Origin of the sequence: Thorsellia anophelis DSM 18579 (genome assembly GCF_900111395.1) — a bacterium.
GTDB lineage: Bacteria > Pseudomonadota > Gammaproteobacteria > Enterobacterales > Thorselliaceae > Thorsellia > Thorsellia anophelis.
Genome location: NZ_FOHV01000033.1, coordinates 1 through 20,293, shown reverse-complemented (window position 1 = coordinate 20,293; position 20,293 = coordinate 1). Strand labels below are relative to the sequence as shown.

24 protein-coding genes are annotated in these 20,293 nt (G+C 34.2%); 14 read left to right on the top strand and 10 right to left on the bottom strand.

Going from position 1 to position 20,293, the window contains the following annotated elements; translation table 11 throughout:
- Window positions 1–11: 11 nt before the first annotated feature.
- Entirely contained in the window at window positions 12–1,277 is a 1,266-nt protein-coding gene (locus tag BMW37_RS12860; protein ID WP_093321889.1) for a class II D-tagatose-bisphosphate aldolase, non-catalytic subunit, read from the bottom strand.
- Window positions 1,278–1,517: 240 nt separating this feature from the next.
- On the opposite strand from BMW37_RS12860, the gene BMW37_RS12855 reads away from it, so the two are divergent.
- From BMW37_RS12855 to BMW37_RS12840, 4 genes are all read left to right on the top strand, one after another.
- Window positions 1,518–1,958 carry a PTS sugar transporter subunit IIA gene (locus BMW37_RS12855; protein WP_093321886.1) on the top strand — a complete coding sequence of 147 codons (441 nt, stop codon included), beginning with the start codon at window positions 1,518–1,520 and terminating at the stop codon, window positions 1,956–1,958.
- Between the two features lie 28 nt (window positions 1,959–1,986).
- Entirely contained in the window at window positions 1,987–2,271 is a 285-nt protein-coding gene (gene gatB, locus BMW37_RS12850; protein WP_093321882.1) for a PTS galactitol transporter subunit IIB, read from the top strand.
- Window positions 2,272–2,281: 10 nt separating this feature from the next.
- Window positions 2,282–3,640: a PTS galactitol transporter subunit IIC gene (locus BMW37_RS12845; protein ID WP_093321880.1), complete on the top strand. Its 1,359-nt coding sequence runs from the start codon at window positions 2,282–2,284 to the stop codon at window positions 3,638–3,640.
- Window positions 3,641–3,719: 79 nt separating this feature from the next.
- Entirely contained in the window at window positions 3,720–4,751 is a 1,032-nt protein-coding gene (locus BMW37_RS12840) for a zinc-binding dehydrogenase (protein WP_245711072.1), read from the top strand.
- A 555-nt stretch (window positions 4,752–5,306) separates the two neighbouring features.
- Here the strand turns inward: BMW37_RS12840 and BMW37_RS12835 are convergent.
- Together BMW37_RS12835 and BMW37_RS12830 are read right to left on the bottom strand one after the other, a co-directional pair.
- Complete coding sequence (locus BMW37_RS12835) at window positions 5,307–5,735, bottom strand: DDE-type integrase/transposase/recombinase (RefSeq protein WP_143047658.1); 429 nt, start codon at window positions 5,733–5,735, stop codon at window positions 5,307–5,309.
- A gap of 39 nt (window positions 5,736–5,774) precedes the next feature.
- Window positions 5,775–6,125 (bottom strand): transposase, encoded by a 351-nt coding sequence (locus BMW37_RS12830; RefSeq protein WP_093321872.1) that lies wholly within the window; start codon window positions 6,123–6,125, stop codon window positions 5,775–5,777.
- 298 nt (window positions 6,126–6,423) lie between these two features.
- On the opposite strand from BMW37_RS12830, the gene rpsF reads away from it, so the two are divergent.
- The 7 genes from rpsF (at window position 6,424) to tpx (ending at window position 11,106) form a co-directional block, all read left to right on the top strand.
- The gene (gene rpsF / locus BMW37_RS12825; RefSeq protein WP_093321869.1) at window positions 6,424–6,822 is read left to right on the top strand and encodes a 30S ribosomal protein S6; all 399 of its coding nucleotides are present in this window, start codon (window positions 6,424–6,426) and stop codon (window positions 6,820–6,822) included.
- A gap of 4 nt (window positions 6,823–6,826) precedes the next feature.
- A complete protein-coding gene (gene priB / locus BMW37_RS12820) occupies window positions 6,827–7,147 on the top strand; it encodes a primosomal replication protein N (RefSeq protein WP_177168675.1) in 321 nt (106 codons plus the stop codon).
- 4 nt (window positions 7,148–7,151) lie between these two features.
- A complete protein-coding gene (rpsR, locus tag BMW37_RS12815; protein WP_093321864.1) occupies window positions 7,152–7,379 on the top strand; it encodes a 30S ribosomal protein S18 in 228 nt (75 codons plus the stop codon).
- A 24-nt stretch (window positions 7,380–7,403) separates the two neighbouring features.
- A complete protein-coding gene (gene rplI / locus BMW37_RS12810; RefSeq protein ID WP_093321862.1) occupies window positions 7,404–7,856 on the top strand; it encodes a 50S ribosomal protein L9 in 453 nt (150 codons plus the stop codon).
- Window positions 7,857–7,974: 118 nt separating this feature from the next.
- The gene (gene bamJ / locus BMW37_RS12805; RefSeq protein ID WP_093321859.1) at window positions 7,975–8,589 is read left to right on the top strand and encodes a BamJ family beta-barrel-assembly machinery protein; all 615 of its coding nucleotides are present in this window, start codon (window positions 7,975–7,977) and stop codon (window positions 8,587–8,589) included.
- 265 nt (window positions 8,590–8,854) lie between these two features.
- Complete coding sequence (gene pabB / locus BMW37_RS12800) at window positions 8,855–10,465, top strand: aminodeoxychorismate synthase component I (protein WP_093321856.1); 1,611 nt, start codon at window positions 8,855–8,857, stop codon at window positions 10,463–10,465.
- A 140-nt stretch (window positions 10,466–10,605) separates the two neighbouring features.
- Window positions 10,606–11,106, top strand: coding sequence for a thiol peroxidase (gene tpx, locus BMW37_RS12795; protein ID WP_093321854.1), 501 nt, complete (start codon window positions 10,606–10,608; stop codon window positions 11,104–11,106).
- Window positions 11,107–11,158: 52 nt separating this feature from the next.
- Here tpx and BMW37_RS12790 read toward each other — a convergent pair whose 3' ends face one another.
- The 7 genes from BMW37_RS12790 to BMW37_RS12760 form a co-directional block, all read right to left on the bottom strand.
- Window positions 11,159–12,589, bottom strand: coding sequence for a sensor histidine kinase (locus BMW37_RS12790; RefSeq protein WP_093321851.1), 1,431 nt, complete (start codon window positions 12,587–12,589; stop codon window positions 11,159–11,161).
- Between the two features lie 82 nt (window positions 12,590–12,671).
- Window positions 12,672–13,328, bottom strand: a complete 657-nt coding sequence (locus tag BMW37_RS12785) for a response regulator (RefSeq protein ID WP_093321850.1) — start codon at window positions 13,326–13,328, stop codon at window positions 12,672–12,674.
- Between the two features lie 3 nt (window positions 13,329–13,331).
- On the bottom strand, window positions 13,332–13,973 hold the full coding sequence (locus BMW37_RS12780; protein WP_093321847.1) for a tetratricopeptide repeat protein: 642 nt from the start codon (window positions 13,971–13,973) through the stop codon (window positions 13,332–13,334).
- A 54-nt stretch (window positions 13,974–14,027) separates the two neighbouring features.
- A complete protein-coding gene (locus tag BMW37_RS12775) occupies window positions 14,028–14,852 on the bottom strand; it encodes an SDR family oxidoreductase (RefSeq protein WP_093321845.1) in 825 nt (274 codons plus the stop codon).
- A gap of 46 nt (window positions 14,853–14,898) precedes the next feature.
- Entirely contained in the window at window positions 14,899–15,561 is a 663-nt protein-coding gene (locus BMW37_RS12770; protein ID WP_093321842.1) for an iron-containing redox enzyme family protein, read from the bottom strand.
- Between the two features lie 8 nt (window positions 15,562–15,569).
- Window positions 15,570–17,093, bottom strand: coding sequence for an AMP-binding protein (locus BMW37_RS12765; protein ID WP_093321840.1), 1,524 nt, complete (start codon window positions 17,091–17,093; stop codon window positions 15,570–15,572).
- Between the two features lie 8 nt (window positions 17,094–17,101).
- On the bottom strand, window positions 17,102–17,740 hold the full coding sequence (locus BMW37_RS12760) for a thermostable hemolysin (protein ID WP_093321838.1): 639 nt from the start codon (window positions 17,738–17,740) through the stop codon (window positions 17,102–17,104).
- A gap of 305 nt (window positions 17,741–18,045) precedes the next feature.
- Between BMW37_RS12760 and BMW37_RS12755 the strand changes: the two genes are divergently transcribed.
- The 3 genes from BMW37_RS12755 to BMW37_RS12745 form a co-directional block, all read left to right on the top strand.
- Entirely contained in the window at window positions 18,046–19,677 is a 1,632-nt protein-coding gene (locus BMW37_RS12755; RefSeq protein WP_177168674.1) for a phosphoethanolamine transferase, read from the top strand.
- A gap of 55 nt (window positions 19,678–19,732) precedes the next feature.
- Complete coding sequence (locus BMW37_RS16010; protein WP_177168672.1) at window positions 19,733–19,897, top strand: response regulator transcription factor family protein; 165 nt, start codon at window positions 19,733–19,735, stop codon at window positions 19,895–19,897.
- A gap of 101 nt (window positions 19,898–19,998) precedes the next feature.
- Window positions 19,999–20,293 (top strand): DUF4277 domain-containing protein (locus BMW37_RS12745; RefSeq protein WP_177168673.1); only part of this gene is annotated, 295 nt, incomplete at its 3' end.

Genomic DNA, 20,293 nt, shown 5'->3' with positions numbered 1-20,293 from the left:
TTAAGGTGGAACTAACCAGATGTACATGCATAACTATAGTCAGCTAATACATCTTGAATTTTTGATAGAACTAAATTATTTACATTATTTTTAAATTTTCCAGATAATATTAATTTATATTGTAAAGGAAAAAATTGGCTTATTAAACTCATTGGTATTTCAATGGCTTGTAAGTTTTTTAACATGATAGTTAGGGATTCATTAATAGTCGAATCAGTCCAATAATAACGAATTCTATCAGAGAGGCTAAACAAAAGTTGCTGTCTTATAGAATCAAAATTGCCTCTGTAGTACTTATCCCAATGCTGCGGGTTATTTAATAATGTCTTTATTAATACATTGATTAAATTGCTTTTTTTGTGCTCTGGCATTAAGATATCCTCAATTGAAGCTAAACTTAAAATGGCCTCTCTGAATGCAAAAGTTAATGCTGGACCTACTTTTAAAATAGCAAAACTATCATGAACTAGATCCCTAAGATTTTCTTTTGATTGATAATCTGTTGAATGAGCTTCATATACCCAAGGTGTTTGAGAAATAAAATTAACGATTTCTTTCGTTTTTGTTTTATCATAATCGAAAACTTTCGAATGGTCAAACTCAACACCAGGTTGCACAACTATTCCTAAGATTTTATTTTTAGCGTGTGTTATGCCATGAGAGTCAAATTCATTTAAATGCAAATCAATTGTTTGTTTAATATCATCTTTTTTTGAAATATGTATCGCTGTTAATTCTTCATTTTCACCACCAGGGACTGGTACCTCTGTTCCAATAATATATCCTAATTTTTCTAATTGCTCATCAGTTGCAATATTTTCTGCATGTTTACACATAAGGGCGGCTCTTGCTGCAATAATTTCAGGAGAAAGTAACTTAGGATCTCCTTTGCAAGGCATGGATGCATCTAAATGGATTTTGGTAAATCCGGCTTTTACGTATTCTTCTATCAATACATTAGATTTATGCATGGCTACTTCATAATTTTCGTTCGTCCAACAGTTAGGACCTAAGTGATCACCTCCAAAAATAATTCGGTTAACATCAAAGTTTGATTGTTTTGCGATTTTTTTAACAAAATCAATGAAATTTATTGGTTTCATTCCTGTATATCCACCGAATTGATTTACTTGATTAGATGTTGCTTCAATTAGAACTTTATTTGATGTGTATTGTTCATGTAAAAATAGTGCTTCAATTACTTTGGGATGAGCTGAACATACTGAAAAAATGCCGCTAGTGAGGGATTTTTTATGTTTAGATATAATTTCTTGCATTTGAAAGCTCCAATTAGGTTGAAAGTTAAAAAATTTAGGAGAATAAAGTATAAACGATATTTCGATTTAATTCGAAATATATCGATTATTTGTGTTGTTGATCACATATTCTTTCGAATTATTTGTTTTTTTAACGAGAGAGGGGTAACTTGTAACTGTTCATTTATTATTGCAATAAATAAGTGACTGAATTGGCGAGTACTCACTAGTTGTTTTTTTATATGCACTTGAGGTAACGAAATGGATGTTTTAGTTAAAGTAGATATAACGCTTAATAATAAAGACGATTTATTTAATATGGTAGCAGAAGATTTAATCAAAAAAGAATATGTTAAAAATAGTTATTTAGAAGCACTTAAATCTAGAGAGACAGAATTTCCAACTGGTATTAATTTTGGATTCGGACAACTTGCAATACCGCATTGCGAAGCTGAACATTCTAATAAAGCATGTATTTATATAACTAAACTTAAAGAGGCAATAGAATTTGAAAATGCTGATGGTGATGGAGTTTGCAAAGTTAAAACAGCAATATTTTTAGTGGTAACAGATCCAAAAGATCAAATTGGCATATTAAAGAAGTTATTTGGCTTTCTTCAAAGTGAAGATAATTTTTTATCGTTAGAGGAAGAAGATGATAGTGAAGTATTAAAAATAATGTTTACACACCAAGTTGTTTAACTTTTTAAACTAATAATATAGGTGATATATGAAGAAAATAATTGTTGCATGTGGTGGAGCTGTAGCTACTTCTACAATGGCCGCAGAAGAAATAAAAGACTTGTGTAATGAGAATGAAATCAAGGTTGAAATAATCCAATGCAGAGTGAGTGAAATTAACACTTACCTCACTGATGAGGTTGTGCTGATTTGTACAACGGCAAGGATAGATAGAGAGTACGGTGAAACTCCTATCGTTCATGGGATGCCATTTATTTCAGGTGTTGGAATTGATGAGCTCAAAGCAAAAATATTAAATATTTTGAATTGTTGAGGTAACTGACATGTTTAATGAAATTATACAATATATTCTAGATTTAGGCCCAGCAGTGATGCTGCCAATAGTTATTTTAATTTTTTCTTTGATACTAGGTATGAAAGTAGGCGATGCTTTTAAATCTGGTATACATATCGGAATTGGTTTTGTTGGAATAGGATTAGTAATTGGTTTAATGTTAGATTCAATTGGTCCAGCAGCTCAAAGCATGACAGAGCGATTTGGAATTAGTTTAGAAGTTATAGATTTGGGATGGCCAGGGACCTCACCTATTACATGGGCAAGTGAAATTGCGCTTATTGCTATCCCAATAGCAATAGTAGTTAATATATTAATGTTGCTATTAAAAATGACAAAGGTTGTTAATGTTGATATCTGGAATATTTGGCACATGACGTTTACTGGTGCAATGCTCCACATGGCTACTGGGAGTTATGTGCTAGGTATTGTTGGGGTGATTATTCATGCTGCATTTGCCTATAAATTAGGGGATTGGTTTGCAAAAGATGCAAAAGAATACTTTGATCTTGATGGAATAGCTATTCCGCATGGTACTTCTGCATATTGCGGACCTATAGCTGTAATGGTTGATGCTATAATTGAAAAAATACCAGGCCTAAATAAAATAAATTTTACTACTGATGGTATACAAAAGAAATTTGGGGCATTAGGAGAGCCTGTGACAGTTGGGTTTATAATGGGGATAGCAATTGGATTATTAGCAGGTTATGGATTGAAGGATATTTTGCAGCTAGCTATTAAAACTGCCGCTGTAATGCTTTTAATGCCAAGAGTTATAAAACCAATTATGGATGGCTTAAATCCGATAGCAAAACAAGCAAGGACTAAATTACAGAATAAATTTAAAGGAAGTGATTATTTGATTGGATTAGACCCAGCTTTGCTTCTAGGTCAAACAAATGTCGTATCTGCTAGTTTATTATTTATTCCATTAACAATTTTAATTGCTGTAATTATGCCTGGTAATAAAATTCTACCGTTTGGTGATTTAGCAACGATAGGTTTTTTTGTTGCGATGGGAGTAGCTGTCCATAATGGTAATTTATTTAGAACTATCATTTCAGGCTCAATTATAATGGCAGGAACTTTATGGATTGCGACTCAAACTATTCCATATTTAACAAAGCTAGGTAATGTTACAGGGCATGTTTCAGGTGATAAATTATTGGGTTCCCTAGATCAAGGAGGTGCTCCCATTACCTATATTCTAATTGAGTTATTTACATTTGAGAATATAACTGGGCTTATAATAATAGGTGGTATTTATGTTGTTGCTTTAGCGATGACATGGCAAAGAGCTAGGAAATTTACAAAAAAAATAAAATCTGAATCTGAAGTGGTTTAATATAATTTAATTAAGCCATGAAATATGGCTTAATTAATAATAAAAAAGTGAGGTTAATATGATATCTCGATGTATTGAAGTGCAAGAAAATAGTAAATTAGTCATAAGCAATCGAAAAGTTGAATTAAATGCTGATAATGATGTTTTGGTTGAAGTTAATTATTCAGGTGTATGTGGTTCAGATATGCCAAGAATTTTTAATGGAGGAGCACACTATTATCCAATTATTTTAGGCCATGAGTTCAGTGCGAAAGTAATTAAAATTGGAAAGAACGTTAAAAATATCAAGGAGAATGATAGAATCACATGTGCTCCGCTAGTACCTTGTCTTAAATGTGATGTGTGCGAAAAAGGTAATTATTCATTGTGTTCAAATTATACTTTTATAGGCTCAAGAATTCCTGGATCAAATTCAAATATATTATCAATACCTGAATCTTCATGTGTAAAATTACCAAATAAAGTTTCAATGTTACAAGGTGCCTTTTTTGAACCTATAACAGTAGGATTGCATCCAATATTGATAGCCGGCGGATGCAAAGATAAGAATGTTATTGTTATAGGAGCTGGAACAATTGGTTTGTTAACTTTGCAAGCTGCAGTTGCACTTGGTGCTTTAACCGTTACTGTATTTGATATTGATCAGGAAAAATTAGCGTTAGCTAAAAAATTAGGAGCTACACATACATTCAACTCTTTAGTTAATAGTGATTTAGAAAAGTTTTTAAATTTAAAAACAATCGCTTCTGAACAGCTTATTATTGAAATGGCAGGTTCACCTTCTGCTTTTGAGCTGGTACTAAACATAGCAGCGCCCAGAGCTGAAGTATTTTTAGTAGGAACTTTGCATAAGGATTTAAGCTTAGGATATAAAACATATGAAAAAATACTCAGAAAAGAATTAAAAATTCAAGGTAGCTGGATGAATTATTCAAAAGCTTTTCCTGGTAAAGAATGGGATATTGCGGCTGAATTGTTTTCAAATAACCAAATAGATATTGATTCTTTAATTGAAGGGATATTTGAACCTTCAAGCTTTGTAGATAGAATTCATAGCTTACCTATCAATCAAGCTACTGGGAAAATTATTCTTAAGTGGCCTAATTTTTAGTACATATTGCGAATAAATTTTAGGGTGAATATTTTACTTTAAATTATTTTTAGCTGATAATAGCAAAACTGTTCTAATTAACTAAATGCTCAGCCATATGAATATTTAGTTAAAATAAATTGTTAATAAATGTATGATACATGTATTTAGTCTTAGTATATAAGATTAATTAGTAGTATTAATCCTTTATAAAAAATATATTTTTTATTTATATGTATAAATATATTTAATCTGATATTGGGAGTAAAAAATAATTATAGTTATTGCTTGGCAGAAGGTATTTAACAACTATTTTAGATGCTTAAGGTTAACTTTTAAATGGTAAGTATTTAAGTGGTTGTTTAAAATGTATTTTATTGATTTTATTATGAGCTTTTTTGATATGAAAATGGCTCTTTTTATACATGGATTTAGGATGAAACTTTTTCAAATATAGCAATTTTCATTTATATATACCCGAGATCGATGAAAATGCTTGACATTGAAAGATCAAGAGATCAAGATATTTAATATGAATATTAAATTAACAGCATAACAAAGAGCAAATTTTAAAGTTCAACATATATGAAAAAGCAACCTAGTAGGTCTGCCTCTTGCTTCAAAAGTCATGGCCAACGCTTTACATGTGAGATTGCTATCTGGTGAATTTGACATCGCCCACCCAATCAGTTTTCGTGCAAAAAGATCCATCACTACAGCGAGATAGGACCAACCTTGGCTTGTCCAAATATAAGTCACATCTCCAGCCCAGACTTGATTTGGTTCAGTGACAGCAAATTGCCTATCTAAATGATTTGGAATATCAACATGCTCAGTATCTGCCAAATTGTATTTGTGTATTAATGCTTGCTTACTGATCAATCCCATTAATTTCATTCGCTTATTAATGATATAGCGTGAATAACGAATGCCATCTGCCGATATGGTTCTTGCCCCAGCAGAGCCTCGACTATCAGTGAAAGCTTTACTTATCAAACTGCGCAATTCAATTTCTGTTTTATTAATAGAACCAATACATTCTCGCTAGTAATAATAACTACTGCGATTGGCGTTAAATACTGAACATGATGTTTGCACTGGGTAGCTTTGCTCGAGTTTCTTGATTGTCAAGAATTGTTCGGAGTGTCTATCATGAGCAAAGCAGGAGCCTTTTTTAAGCTTCTGTATTTCAACTAGTTCTGGAGATATCGCTGAACCAGATGCTACCTTGCCATTTTGTTCATCTTTATACTGTTTAACCCATTTGCCTAGCCCTGATAAACTAACATTCATTGCTTGAGCTGCTTTTTGTACCGAATGATTATGCTCAGTCACTAATTTGACACATTCCAGTTTGAATTCAGCAATAAAAACACGCCGTGTTTTCTTGGTCATAATTCTACCCTTATTATTTAATGATACTCATTCTATCACCTCTTAATGAGTGTCCGAAATCAGTATACCAGTACATTCTCCAATTATGATTGCAGTCTTAATTAGTTGTAAGTTATGTCATATCCTCCCAAATTGTGCAACAAAAAAGTCGAACATCACGTTATTTAGCTTGTATTTCAGTTTTATTATAGATATAATTCTACGTCTTTTTTCAACCGCTAAAAATTCATGTTCCTTGCTTCCATAGGTTGCGGTTGCCTAGACAGGAAGCTTACTAAACCGAAAGGGGCTCTTAACGATGCGTCATTATGAAATCGTATTTATGGTTCACGCGGACCAATCTGAGCAAGTTGCTGGCATGATCGAGCGCTACAGTAATTTAATTACTGAAGCAAAAGGTCAAATCCACCGTCTTGAAGACTGGGGTCGTCGTCAACTCGCTTATCCAATTAATAAATTGCAAAAAGCACACTATGTTCTTATGAATGTAGAAGCGCCACAAGAAGTAATCGATGAGATAGAAACGTTATTTCGTTATAACGAAGCTGTGATTCGTAATATGATTATGCGCGTAAAACATGCTGTTACTGAAACATCTCCTATGATGAAAGTAAGCGATCGCCGTGAGCGTCGTGATGATTTCTCATCTGATGATGTAGATGTTAACGATGATTCTGATTTTGAAAGCGTAGAGTAATATTATTGTTGTGGTAAATCGCTTAGTTTTAGAATGCGTGGTTGTAAAACCAGTACAAAATAAAACAAGTCCATCAGGTATACCTCATGCTACTTTCCTTGTTGAACATCGATCTTTTCAGATAGAAGCAGGACTTAAAAGGCAAGCATGGTGTAAAATATCTGTTGTGGCAAGTGGATTAGCACTACAACCGATTGCAAAACAGTTAGTCATTGGTAGTAAAATCAATATTGCAGGATTTATTTCCCAGCACGAGTCTAAAAATGGCTTGGCAAAATTGGTTTTGCATGCTGAAAAAATAGACTTTTTAACTCATGGAGAATAGCCCTATGGCACGTTACTTCCGTCGTCGCAAATTCTGCCGTTTTACAGCAGAAGGTGTGCAAGAGATTGATTATAAAGATATCAATACTTTAAGAAATTACATTACTGAAAGTGGCAAAATTGTACCAAGTCGTATTACAGGTACAGCTGCTAAGTACCAACGTCAATTAGCTCGTGCAATTAAACGTGCTCGTTTCCTTGCATTGTTAGCTTATACGGATAACCACAAGTAAGCGATTGAATAAGAGGATATACTTATGCACGTTATTTTATTAGATAAAGTCGCTAACTTAGGTAATTTGGGTGACCAAGTTACAGTTAAACCAGGTTATGCGCGTAACTATTTAGTGCCGACAGGTAAAGCTGTACCAGCAACTAAAGACAATATTGCTTACTTTGAAACGCGTCGTGCTGAATTAGAGGCTAAATTAGCTGAAACTTTAGCAGCTGCAAACCAACGCGCAGAAACAATTAAATCACTTGGTAAAGTGACTATTGCTTCTAAATCAGGTGAACAAGGTCGTTTATTTGGTTCAATTGGTACACGTGATATCGCTGATGCAATTACTGCTGCTGGTGTAGCGGTAACAAAAAGCGAAGTTCGTTTACCAAATGGTGTTTTACGTAATACAGGTGAATTTGAAATTACATTACAAGTTCATAGCGAAGTATTTGTAAATATCAATTTAGAAGTTGTTGCTGAAGCATAATATTGCTTTCGATAATTTATTCAACGCCAGCGTAAGCTGGCGTTGTCATTTTAGGGTGCTAATTGGCAAATTGATTTATTCATAATTGTTCAAACCCCAATTTATTATAGGTATATAAATGAGTCAACTAACAAGTTTAGAACAAAAAGCTAGCTATGGAATTGGTCTGCAAATAGGTCAGCAATTGCAAGAATCAGGTATGAATGATATGGTACCTGAAGGTTTATTAGCTGGCATTATTGATGCCATTAAAGGTAATGAACCTGCTATTGCTATTGAAGATATTCATGAAGCGCTTCAAGCAATGCATGCAAAAGCAGAAGAAAAACGTGAAGCACACATTCATGCTCAGGCTGAAGCTGGAAAAGTGTATCTGGAAAATAATGCAAAAAATGAAGGGGTCAATGTCACTGAAACTGGCCTTCAATACCGTATTATTACGCAAGGTGAGGGAGCTATCCCAACTAAAACTGATCGAGTAAGTGTGCACTATACAGGCAAATTAGTAACGGGTGAGGTTTTTGATAGTTCAGTAGCTCGTGGCACGCCTGCTGAATTTCCTGTTAATGGCGTCATTGCAGGTTGGATTGAAGCGTTATGCTTAATGCCTGTTGGTTCTAAATGGGAATTGACTATACCATATCAATTAGCTTATGGCGAAAGAGGAGCGGGTGGTATGATTAAACCATTTAGTACTCTAGTTTTTGAGGTCGAGTTACTCGATATTCTATAATGAATTAGGGTGTATTGTATCAAGTTAAAGGCATTAGTGCTGTAATCATTTAAGTGTTAATGCCTTTTAATATGTTTCAAAATTGTATTTTTAATTCAAATAATTGATTGGTGTTGTGAGTATTTAATTTTAAATATAGTATAGACAGAATTTAAATAGTCTATCTATATTCCTTTCATTTCTTCTTTCTTTTTCTTACTTCTACTTGCCTAGTCAATTGCTTTATGATTTACTTAAAAAAACATTAGTAAATTAAGGAATTTCAATGTCGTCATTAAGCACCAAAGCATTTGTTTTTAACTTACCTTATTCATCAGATTTTATACTGAAATTTGCTGGGGCACTTTCTTCTACTCCTTGGACAATGTTGCTTCATTCAGGTGATTCTAATCACCCTGATTGTCAATATGATATTTTAGTCAGCCATCCTAAAATTACGCTTGTTACTGATTTATTGCCTATTAACCAGGCTAAATCTGTTATTAATCATGATGGACAATCAGAAAGTGACTTAGCCCAGAATAAGGGGCAAAATATTCAATCAATTACAACTATTACTGAATATGAGTATGGTTCTGAATCTCAATCTTTTCTAAAAGAAGGTAAAGTGTTGAGTACAATAAAGAAGCAAGACTCTCCTTTTGATGTGCTAGATGAAACGGTTAAACAACTTAATTGGCAGGCCATTACAACTGAAGATCTTCCATTTCAAGGTGGTGCCCTTGGGTTGTTTGGTTATGATTTAGCGCGAACAGAAGAAAGTATTCCTAATATAGCTGAAAAAATTGATGAACTGCCTGCTATGGCTGTTGGGTTATACGATGTAGTTTGGATTCACGATAAACTAAATAAAACTTTAAAATGCTTGATTCAATCCCATTCACATGAGCATGCTAATAAGCGATTTGAGCAATTAACCGAGGTTGCTAAAACGTTAGTACTCAAGCAACATTCTGTATACTTTGAATTAACTAAGCCATTTATACCTCTTATTTCACAAGCCACATTTAATACCCAATTTTCCAAAATTCAAGAATTGCTTAAAGCAGGGGAGTGTTATCAGATTAACCTCACTCAAGCATTTGAGGCAAATTACAAAGGTACTTTATGGAAAGCGTTTTTAGACTTGTTAGAAGCCAATCAAGCGCCATTTTCGTCATACTGTGTCTTACCACAAGGCGTTGTGTTAAGCGCCTCTCCTGAGCGGTTTTTAAAGCTTTCCCAAGGCGTTGTATCAACTAAACCAATTAAAGGAACCATACCACGTTCACAAGACGCTCAATTAGATGAGCAGAACAAACAATGGCTACAAAATTCTGAGAAAAATCGTGCTGAAAATGTCATGATTGTCGATTTATTGCGTAATGATATAGGTAAAATTGCAAAGCCAGGCTCAGTAACTGTCCCTAAGCTTTTTGAAATAGAGTCATTTCCAGCAGTTCATCATTTAGTTAGTACTGTTAGTGCACATTTACCAGAAAGTGTTAGTGCAGCACAATTACTTAAGGCCTGTTTTCCAGGTGGTTCGATTACAGGCGCTCCTAAAGTCAGTGCGATGCAAATTATTGAGTCACTTGAAACGACTCAACGCTCTATCTATTGTGGAACGATTGGGTATATCAGTGTATGTGGTAATTTAGATAGCAATATAGCGATAAGAACGTTAATTGCAACGCCTAGTAGCAAGAAATTGAATAACTTGGCGCATATTCACTGCATGGCAAATCATTCATCTTTAGAGGATGAATCTTTATATTTTGATAGCGAAGGCACTCTAATTTGCTTTGCTGGAGGAGGGATAGTGCTAGATAGTGACGCAGGAGAAGAGTATGATGAAGTGTTTGCAAAATTAAGCAAAATTTTATCATTATGGTGATCTAGCAATAAAGGCAAAACGATGCCTTTATTGCTACGTTAAAATAGACTAAATGTGATAAAGTAAGAAAGGTTTTATTGTGAGTGTTTGGTTTAATTGTAAGCAGTGCATTTTTTATTTGTTAACTCAGGAGAAACAAGATGTCAAATACAGTTACGTTTAAAGGAACACCTGTTGCTTTGTCAGGTAATTTTCCAAAAGTAGGCGAAAGCGCACCTAAGTTTAATTTAGTTGCAGCCGACCTATCTGATCTTACTTTAGATCTGTATGGTACGCAGCGTAAAGTTTTAAATATTTTTCCAAGTGTAGATACAGGCGTTTGTGCTACATCAGTAAGACGGTTTAATGATTTAGCAAGCCATGTTGAAAATACAACAGTGATTTGTATTTCTGCAGATCTCCCTTTCGCTCAAAGTCGTTTTTGTGGTGCAGAAGGTTTAGAGGATGTGAAAACCGCCTCAACATTCAGAAGTGATTTTTTAGAAGTATATGGTGTTAAAATAGCTGAAGGTGCATTAAAAGGACTTGCAGCAAGGGCTGTATTAGTTTTAGATGCTGATAATAAAGTCATTCATGCTGAATTAGTATCCGAAATTGGTACAGAACCAAACTATGACGCTGCAATGAGTGTATTAAAATAATACTAAAGGGCTTATTATTGTCATGAGTCAAAAGATGATAATAAGTCCTATTTTATCGATTAAACATGACTTTGAAGTGATTTCCTAATTTACCATGTTCATCCTCGAAGTTATTGATTGAGATTGAGCCATCATGTAGCGTAACAATTTCTTTGATAATAGACATCCCCAATCCTGCCCCTTGTCCATTTTCTGCGTGACCACGATAAAAATTTTCAAATAATCTCAGTTTAACTTCATCAGGGATGGTTTCACCCGTATCTGAGACGATGATGGTGATAGATGAATCATCGAAAAATAATTTGATCGTAATCGTGCTACCAAAACCTGAGTACCTAATAGCGTTATCAATCAAATTTCTAAATAAAAGCGGAATGAGCAGTTCATCTGCATTAAAATTGATAGGTTCACCTTCAAAGCTGATCTCTTGATTTTGTTTAATTGCAAAAGGTGCTAAAGAGGCTATCTCGTTTTTAATCACGGAAGCTAAATCAATTTCTTTTTTATCGATATATTTTAATTGTTCTAACTTAGCAAACGTCAGTAATTGTTGTATCAGTCTATCAGTTCTATCGATGCCTTCGAGAATATTCTTAAAAGCATCCAAACGCTCATATTGATCTTGATAGGTCATGGCATTTTGTGCATTTAACCTCAGTATTGTCAACGGTGTTTTTAATTCATGGGCGGCCATTAAGGTAAATCGTTTTTCACGCTCTCTAGCGTGTTCTAATTCAGTGAGTAACTGATTAAGTGTACTGACAAGTGAGGTTAATTCAGTAGGTGGATTAGCAAGGTAAATATGATCTAGTTTATTAGCATGTCGCTGAGAAATCGCTATGCGTAAGGTATTTAAAGGTTGTAAGTTATTATCTATCAATAAAATAATTAAAATTAATAATATAGGTATTAATAGCATTAAGGGGAGAGCAGAAGATAACGCGATTTCATTGGTTATCTCATTTCTGATCTCACTATTTTCAGCGACAAGTATATAACTTTGGTTTGTATTTGAATCATCTAACTGATTATCCGTGACTGGTAGCTGAAAGACCCTCCAATTAGTATGGTTAACAATAATATCAGCAAACCCTTGGAAATTAGGAATGTGGTGGATTGGTAGTTGTGAGGTATTCGATTGCCAGATAAGCTTGCCATTTTGATAGATTTGAAAAATAAAATTTTGCTCATAGGGATGACCTGTGGTAAACGCTTTTTTTTCAGGTTGTCTAGCTGTTACCATTGCATCAAACCAAGCTTGATAAAGAGCATGCTCTTGATGGGTAATTGTGTCATCAGAAAGGTTATTCATAAAACTTTCTAACATTTTGGCTGATTGACTTAAATGAGCATCATATACTTCTTCAATTTCATGACGGGCAAATAAATAAGCCATAGTGATTGCAATGGTTAAGAAAATAATTAAGACAGTTAAAATTGAAAGAATTAACCTTTTTTTAATCGAAAATGGTTTTGCTGTCATAGGTTATCGTTCATTGATAAAAACTTCCAAATACTCATTGGTTAAACAGAAGTAAGGTTAATTATTATTAGTTTTAAGTGAGTTAAGTACTCAGAATATAACCCACACCGCGTATATTTCTAATATCAATATCTGGTAATTTTTTTCGAATGTGGTGCAAATGTACTTCAATTACATTCTCACTTGCAAGTTCGTCCCACCCATTGAGTGTTTGTTGTAGTGATTCTTTTGTCATTACCTTATTTGCATGTAATATAAGTGTACTTAGAATTTTGTATTCATTTTTGGTTAGTTTTACCTCAATCTCTTGATATTCAATACGTTGTTGGCTCATGTCAAGTGACAATTTATCAAGAACAATTTTGGATTCTAGGTTACCGCTTTGACGTCTAACGTGAACCCTAATTCTGGCGAGCAATTCTTCTACTGCAAAAGGTTTACCTAAATAATCATCTGCACCAGCATCTAATCCATTTACCCTATCTTTAATATCATCTCTAGCAGTTAAGATGATAACAGGAATCGATTCGCCTGATTGACGAATTTTCTTTAAAACAATCAGACCATCAATATCAGGTAAGGTGAGATCTAATAGTACAGCGCTAAAGCTTTCTTGTTTTAAAGCATGATGGGCATTTGCACCTCTATCAAGCCAGTCGACAGTTAAACCTTGTTTTGTTAGCGCAGTTATTATTGACCGCGCTAACAATTTATCATCTTCTATTAATAAAATTCGCATGAATCAGTTCACTTTATCTAAAAGGGCGTTAATCTCTTTTTGTCTGCCAGCATCTGCTTCAGCACGACCAGGACGAGGCGCTGCAGAATGTGCTTTATTCAAATATGTCACAGCTTCTGCTTTTTTACCAGCCTCAATTAAGTAATCAGCATAAAAATAGTTACTATCTATGCCATCAGGATTGATTTCTAATCCCTGTTTTAGATATTGTTCAGCCAAATCCATATCACCAAAGCCTACTGGCCAACCAGGTACTTTATAGTATAGCGTACCTAGAGAGGTTAAAGCTGAGCCATCGAGGATATTTGGACTGTTTGTAATCACGTCCTCAAGCAAGCTTTTTGCCTCTTTTGCATAACCAAGCCCAGTGAGACCACCGACAGACCCTGCTAAAGATGCTTTATCAATTGCGAGCCAAACCTTTAACTCATCAGAAGTTGGATAAAGACTTATGGCTTTTTCTAAACTTTCAATGCTTTGTTCGAAGCATTTACTCTTAGCGCTATCAGCGCTCCAGTTTCCGTAATTACATCTCGCCCAGCTATCTTGTGCAACTTTTAGTTCTTTTGTGTCAATCGCACATGCTGAGGTTGATATAACAATACTTGAAATAGCGATTGCACGGGTGATTAATGAACGTTTCATATTATTCTCCTTTAGAGTTGTTCTCTAAAATATAGTTATCATACATGTGTTTATCTAGATGCTATCGTGATTATTTTGATTAATAAAGTTGTGTATTTTATCTTGTTGTTTATGGATCACATGACTCACAATAAAAGGAAATAATTGGTTAATTTTAACAAATAGACGCTCTGGCCAGCCTAGCCACTGGATTGCGATCTCTTTCTCTATTGAGTTTATCACTGCTTTTGCCACAATTTCAGGTGTATCAGTTTGATTACCTAAACTTTTATTTAATGCATCCACACTTTTTGTATTAATTTTAGTTTGTGTTGCTCTAGGAGCGATATATAAGACTCTGATGCCGCTTCCATCAAGTTCTCTATCTAATGCTTCACTGAATCTTTGTAAACCAGCTTTAGCGGCGCAATAACTTGCATAACCAGGATAGCCAATAGCTCCGAAAGTCGACCCTATATTCATCATAATACCTGGCTTGTTAAGCCAACTGATAGCCGATTGACAAATTAGCATAGGGGCCATGAGATTAATGTCCATTTCTTGTCTTATTGATGACGGGTTGCGTTGTGCAAAAAATTGAAATTGGTTGATGCCAGCACAATTGATCAAAATATCAATTGGTTTTCCTTCTCGAGCTAACTCGAATGCAAATTCATTAAGGGATGTGACTCCATTAGATGAAGATAGGTCGCAAATCAGATATGACATAAATTGATTTTGATATCGACTTTTTAGTTCTATAACCATTGATTCTAGTTCAGTTAGATTACGACCAACCAAGGTTATATTCGCACCTTTTGAAGCAAGATCAATTGCAATGGCTTTACCTATTCCACCTGTGGCACCTGTTAGTAGAATAGTTTTATTGTTGATGTTCATAGTGCCTCCAAAGCTATATTAATCAATAGGGTTATAAAAAGAGCTTTTAAGGGTGTAATTTACGAAGCATTTGTCCGTAAAGAGAGTACACTCTATTAGCACTATGAATAATGGCTTTCTGATCTTCTAATTTTGTGACTTGATTCATTAATGTCTCAAAAAACTTAATATGATCTTGATCTAATTCGCAGTGAGATAATAGATAGCTGAGAGCTTTACTTTCTAGCTTTAATGTGGTTTGTATTTGTTTTGCGATTAATGCCCCAATACCAACACTTGTGCCTTCAAGTACCCATACCATGCCAAAAAATCCCATAGGATTTTGCCTATCTATTTGGTGATAGAGATAAGATACCATTAATTCAATTGGTTCACAGACTGCACCGATTCCTGTATTATGACGAACAGCATCAACGTCTCCACCGCAGTGTTTAATATCTCTTAATATCCATTCTTGATGCCCATACTCCTCTTCAATATACTCAGCTAATGCTTTTCTAACCCATTCATATTCACTATCAAGTTTGCCACCGCATGCCATTAATAATGGTACGGTATGTTTCACATGATGATAGGCTTGAGTTAAAAATGAGACATAGATAGGTAATGTTATGCCACCTTGTTGACACAATCCAATGACAGGCGCATTTAACATGTCTTCTCTTGCAGCTATTGTTTCGTGTTTTAACGTATTAAAGAAAGTGTTCATAAAGCCCCCTAAAGTTGGATATGAATTGAATCAAGTGCTTTTGATTCAATTTGGTCTAAACAGGTATTGATGTTTTCTCTTTTTACTTTGCCATTATTCGTGAATAAACCAGGTTGATAAGTTAAATCTTTAATAATCCGAATATCAGCAATTCGTGCATAATCAGGTAAAGTCGTATTAAATTTTGTTAGGCTATCTACAATCATTTTTTTGAAATCGATTAGCGCTTCTGAATTCATAGCATATTGTCTATATTCAGTAGGTAGATCGACTAATAACCCTAGCTTATCTTGACCTTCACCAAAAATAAGATAGGTAATAAAAGGGATGTGTGAGCTTAATTCCGACTCAATCCATTCTGGTGAAATATTCCGTCCAAAGCTGGTGATAATGATATTTTTTTTACGTCCTAAAATCGTTAAAAATCCATCCGTATCTTTTTTTGCAATATCACCTGTTGCTAACCATTCTTGGTTGAATGGGGCACCAATATATCCTAATGCAATATTTCCTCTGATAAATAGTTCACCTTGTTCATCCACAAACGTTTCAACATGGGATAGTGCTTTGCCACAACTTCCTGCTTTTTGGTGTGTAGGAGTATTTAAAGATACGACAGATGCTGATTCTGACAATCCATAGCCTTCATACACTGGAATATTGAGTGCCTTAGCTTGATTAACTAAAATCTCTGGTACTCTTGCACCACCTACTGCGACAAACTGTAGTGGACTTGCTAGTGCAGGGTTTTGTGCTGTCACTGCAATTAAAGCTTTTAAGAGGGCAGGAGTTAACACAAGTGTATTAGGTTTAAATTGCGCAATTGATGCTGCAAATTGATGAATATCTAACTGACTTGAACCCATTAAACCGACGCGTTTACCTTGGAATAAATAACTTTTTGCTCCTAATAATAAGGGGACATAAATTCCTGTGATATTTTCTAGTAAAGTAGATAATGGGAGTATAGTGAGGTGGCATTTTGGTTTGATTTCAATTGCGTTAGCAAGTGCTAGCGAAACATTAATCAAATTATTTTCGCTTAAGCACACACCTTTAGGCATACCAGTTGAGCCTGATGTGAACGTAATTTTAATCGTGCCATCAATTAACGCTTTTGATACCGTATTTTTGATTCGGTAGACAGGCATATTAGCAATGTCATTCGTATATTTTATTGTGTTATCTAAGTGTTCAGTATGTAACCAGTCTCCAATTAAACAATCTGCGCCACTAGAGGTAAGTAAGTGCGTAACTTGGCTAGTTGAAAAAAAGAGCGGTACAGGAATGAGTGGAATACCACATTTTAATGCTGCTAGATCAATTAATGCCCAATCTATACAATTATGAGATCGTAATGCAATACACCGTATCTCTAGTTCAGTTATGATTTTTGCCAATTTATCAATTTCAATAATCAATTGGTTATAATTGAGCTCTTTTATCACTCCTAAATAGTCCTCACCATGTAAGGCGATTTGGCTAGGGCGAATGAGAGCCTGTTTGGTTATTAATTGATAAAGTGTGTTCATATACCCCTCTAACCAGCCTGATGGTGATTGGTATCTAATACGCAAGGAATAGATTGAATACTATTAAAATGAGAGCGTAAGGCTTTAGCACCTTCAATCAGATTACCTGCAAGAATTCTAGGTTGGTGTTCATAGTAGTGTCCCCAGATTTTTTCAGCATTAGCAACCCGTTTCGGGTCGGCATAAGCAATTAATGTCGTTTGTAAACCCATATGCTTAATTAATGCATGTAATAAATCTGTTGCCGTAAAAATACACCATTCATATCCCATTTCGACAAGCCTTTCGGTCATAAGTAAAAAATGATAGGCCGAAATTCCCCTTGAAAATGAAGCTAATTGACCAAATTCGATCATTTTTTCCCTATTGATATTGGTTTGAAAATGTAAACTCAGTATGTGATCTGCTGAATCATCTAAATAATTTTCTAGAAATAGAGAGGTGTTGTTCCTTCCTTCTCTAAAACCACAAAGTGAACGAATTTCCTCTTTGTCATCAAATAATGCCATGAAATGAGGCATGAAAGTATTGAGTTGTGCATCGAATGCAATTTTATACCTATCATGTACGTATTGTTGTACTTTTGGCCAAGCTACATCATTAGGCTCGATAGTGACAAGATGCAGAGTATTTAGATTGAGTTTCATATCGCCCCCTGAGGTTTATTATCTATGAGTAAATCATATCGATGAAAACTTAAGAAAGGCTTAAGACTTATGACAAAAATGCATAGATTTGTAAGTGGGTGTATTATAATTCTTTATGAACCCCTCTATTTTTTATTTAAAATCAATATTTTATTTACTTTGCAGGGTGAGTGTTACTAAATTGTATGGCTTAAGGTTAGCTTAAGCTTAAGTCTTTATACTATGACTTATATGGTCTGTGCTAATTAAATTAATCAATTATCACAATGTTGTTTTTTTGATGAGTAAATAGGAATGCAATGGTTATGTTTAGAGTAAAAATAAAAATAGCTGAATGGAAATTGATACTTTTGTTGTCACTTTTTATGAGTATAGTACCTAATTTAGCATTTTGGAAAAACATTTATTCTCTAATACCAGATGCAAGCATGAGTAATCTCTATTTTTATTTTGCAATGCTAATATTTACTGTCTGTATCCTTAACATTCTTTTGACATTAGTCTTATGGAAAAATACTTTTATAATTCCAATATTGTTATTATTGTTAAGTGCATCTTTTGGGTATTTTTCATTGAGCTTTAATATTTATGTTGATTTGCATATGCTATTAAATATCATGGAAACCAATACAGGCGAAGCAATTGCATTAATGACTCCATATATGATAATTTGGATTGTATTGGTAGGCATATTGCCTAGTATATTCTTGCTTAAGATAACACTGATAAAGCGAAGTTTAGGCACCTTGCTAAAAATCAGAATATTTATCATTACCAGCTCGATTGCAGTATTATTAATTTCAAGTATGCCAATTTACAATTACTATGCAAGTTTCTTTAGAAATAATAACCAAATTATTAAACAATTGACACCGTCAAATTATATTGTTGCGGGTGTTAAGTATCTGAATATGAGGTTTGAACGACCTGTCCCTTATAAACAAATTGGGTTAGATGCTAAACAAATTAAACCTCAAAATACAGAAATAACTCATAAGCCTAAGTTAATGATTTTTGTATTAGGTGAAACATCAAGGGCTCAAAATTTTTCATTAAATGGATATGAAAAATTAACTAATCCGAAGCTTGCTGTTATAGAAAACCTGATTAATTTTGAGCAGGCGTCATCTTGTGCAACTGCTACGGCTATTTCAGTGCCATGTATGTTCTCTAATTTAACTCGTGAGCATTATAATCCTAAAATTGCTAAGTCTGAAGATAACGTATTAGATATTCTGAGTAGAGTTGGCGTTTCAATTTTATGGCGTGAAAATGATGAGGGGTGTAAGGGGGTTTGTGATAATGTATTAAATGAGCAAATTATTCATTTCACTCCTGAATCTGAATGCCCTCTAGGCCTTTGTTATGATGAGCATCTATTGTCAAATATTGAGGATTTTATTAATAAACAAACACAAGATACTCTCATTGTTCTGCACACAAATGGAAGCCATGGACCATCTTATTATCAGCGTTATCCTCCTAGTTTTCCAGGGCAATTTAAGCCGGCGTGTGAAACAAACCAAATTCAATCTTGTGATAAAGAATCATTAATCAATACGTATGATAATACAATTTTGTATGTTGATACTGTATTAGATAAAACAATCGATCTATTGCTCAAACAAAATAGATTTGTGACGAGCATGCTTTATTTATCTGATCATGGTGAATCTTTAGGTGAAAATGGGCTTTATCTTCATGCTGCACCTTATATGATAGCGCCTAAAGAGCAAACGCATATTCCATTTATGTTTTGGTTCTCTGATTCATGGGTAGAACAAGAACAACTTGATTTAGCCTGTTGGCAACAAATGGCTAAAAATAGAACTGTTTCACATGATAATTTATTCCATTCTTTATTAGGATTATTTAGGGTACAGACAGAAGTGCTGAATCAGGCATTAGATCTTAGCCATACTTGCCTTAAATCTTAAGGTATGCTGCATAGCTTAAAGTTATACTTTTGACTGTCTTAGGGCGGGAATCAATATGAAAATTTTATTAGTTGAAGATGATAAACTACTTAATGAAGGTGTTTTATTAGCATTGAATACAGAAGGTTATGCCTGTGATGCTGTTACGACGTTAGAACAGATGCATCAGTATTTAAAAGAAACCTTGTATAGTTCTTACATTCCGCTGTTCAAAAAATGATTAATTAACATGTTTTTTTTGTGATTTACATCACATTTTTAATTTAAGTTATTGACATTGTTATCAAAAAGTGATCAATTATGACTTTTTGGATGGTGATTATGAATTTCGATAATGTAGACGTATATGATTATGGGCATTTAGGATTGGTTGCTGGTTTTATTAAACATGTTGGGTTAATTGACTACATTGATCATGTCATCCCTAAAACTAAACCATGCCATGTCAGTCATGGTCAAGCAGTTGCAGCGATGTTGCTTAATGCACTCGGATTTCATTCTCAAGCCCTCTATTTAGTTCCTGAATATTTCTCTGATAAGCCTATCGATTTGCTGATTTCGCCTGGGATCTATAGTGAACATCTGAACGATGATGTGCTGGGCCGAACCTTAGATG

Coding starts and splice junctions, on each gene's coding strand:
- BMW37_RS12765 (WP_093321840.1), bottom strand. CDS start 17,093: ATGAACACACTTTATCAATTAATAACCAAACAGGCTCTCATTCGCCCT.
- BMW37_RS16010 (WP_177168672.1), top strand. CDS start 19,733: ATGAAAATTTTATTAGTTGAAGATGATAAACTACTTAATGAAGGTGTT.
- BMW37_RS12755 (WP_177168674.1), top strand. CDS start 18,046: ATGTTTAGAGTAAAAATAAAAATAGCTGAATGGAAATTGATACTTTTG.
- gatB (WP_093321882.1), top strand. CDS start 1,987: ATGAAGAAAATAATTGTTGCATGTGGTGGAGCTGTAGCTACTTCTACA.
- BMW37_RS12830 (WP_093321872.1), bottom strand. CDS start 6,125: ATGACCAAGAAAACACGGCGTGTTTTTATTGCTGAATTCAAACTGGAA.
- tpx (WP_093321854.1), top strand. CDS start 10,606: ATGTCAAATACAGTTACGTTTAAAGGAACACCTGTTGCTTTGTCAGGT.
- bamJ (WP_093321859.1), top strand. CDS start 7,975: ATGAGTCAACTAACAAGTTTAGAACAAAAAGCTAGCTATGGAATTGGT.
- BMW37_RS12860 (WP_093321889.1), bottom strand. CDS start 1,277: ATGCAAGAAATTATATCTAAACATAAAAAATCCCTCACTAGCGGCATT.
- pabB (WP_093321856.1), top strand. CDS start 8,855: ATGTCGTCATTAAGCACCAAAGCATTTGTTTTTAACTTACCTTATTCA.
- BMW37_RS12775 (WP_093321845.1), bottom strand. CDS start 14,852: ATGAACATCAACAATAAAACTATTCTACTAACAGGTGCCACAGGTGGA.
- BMW37_RS12780 (WP_093321847.1), bottom strand. CDS start 13,973: ATGAAACGTTCATTAATCACCCGTGCAATCGCTATTTCAAGTATTGTT.
- rpsF (WP_093321869.1), top strand. CDS start 6,424: ATGCGTCATTATGAAATCGTATTTATGGTTCACGCGGACCAATCTGAG.
- BMW37_RS12845 (WP_093321880.1), top strand. CDS start 2,282: ATGTTTAATGAAATTATACAATATATTCTAGATTTAGGCCCAGCAGTG.
- rplI (WP_093321862.1), top strand. CDS start 7,404: ATGCACGTTATTTTATTAGATAAAGTCGCTAACTTAGGTAATTTGGGT.
- rpsR (WP_093321864.1), top strand. CDS start 7,152: ATGGCACGTTACTTCCGTCGTCGCAAATTCTGCCGTTTTACAGCAGAA.
- BMW37_RS12770 (WP_093321842.1), bottom strand. CDS start 15,561: ATGAACACTTTCTTTAATACGTTAAAACACGAAACAATAGCTGCAAGA.
- BMW37_RS12855 (WP_093321886.1), top strand. CDS start 1,518: ATGGATGTTTTAGTTAAAGTAGATATAACGCTTAATAATAAAGACGAT.
- BMW37_RS12760 (WP_093321838.1), bottom strand. CDS start 17,740: ATGAAACTCAATCTAAATACTCTGCATCTTGTCACTATCGAGCCTAAT.
- BMW37_RS12790 (WP_093321851.1), bottom strand. CDS start 12,589: ATGACAGCAAAACCATTTTCGATTAAAAAAAGGTTAATTCTTTCAATT.
- BMW37_RS12785 (WP_093321850.1), bottom strand. CDS start 13,328: ATGCGAATTTTATTAATAGAAGATGATAAATTGTTAGCGCGGTCAATA.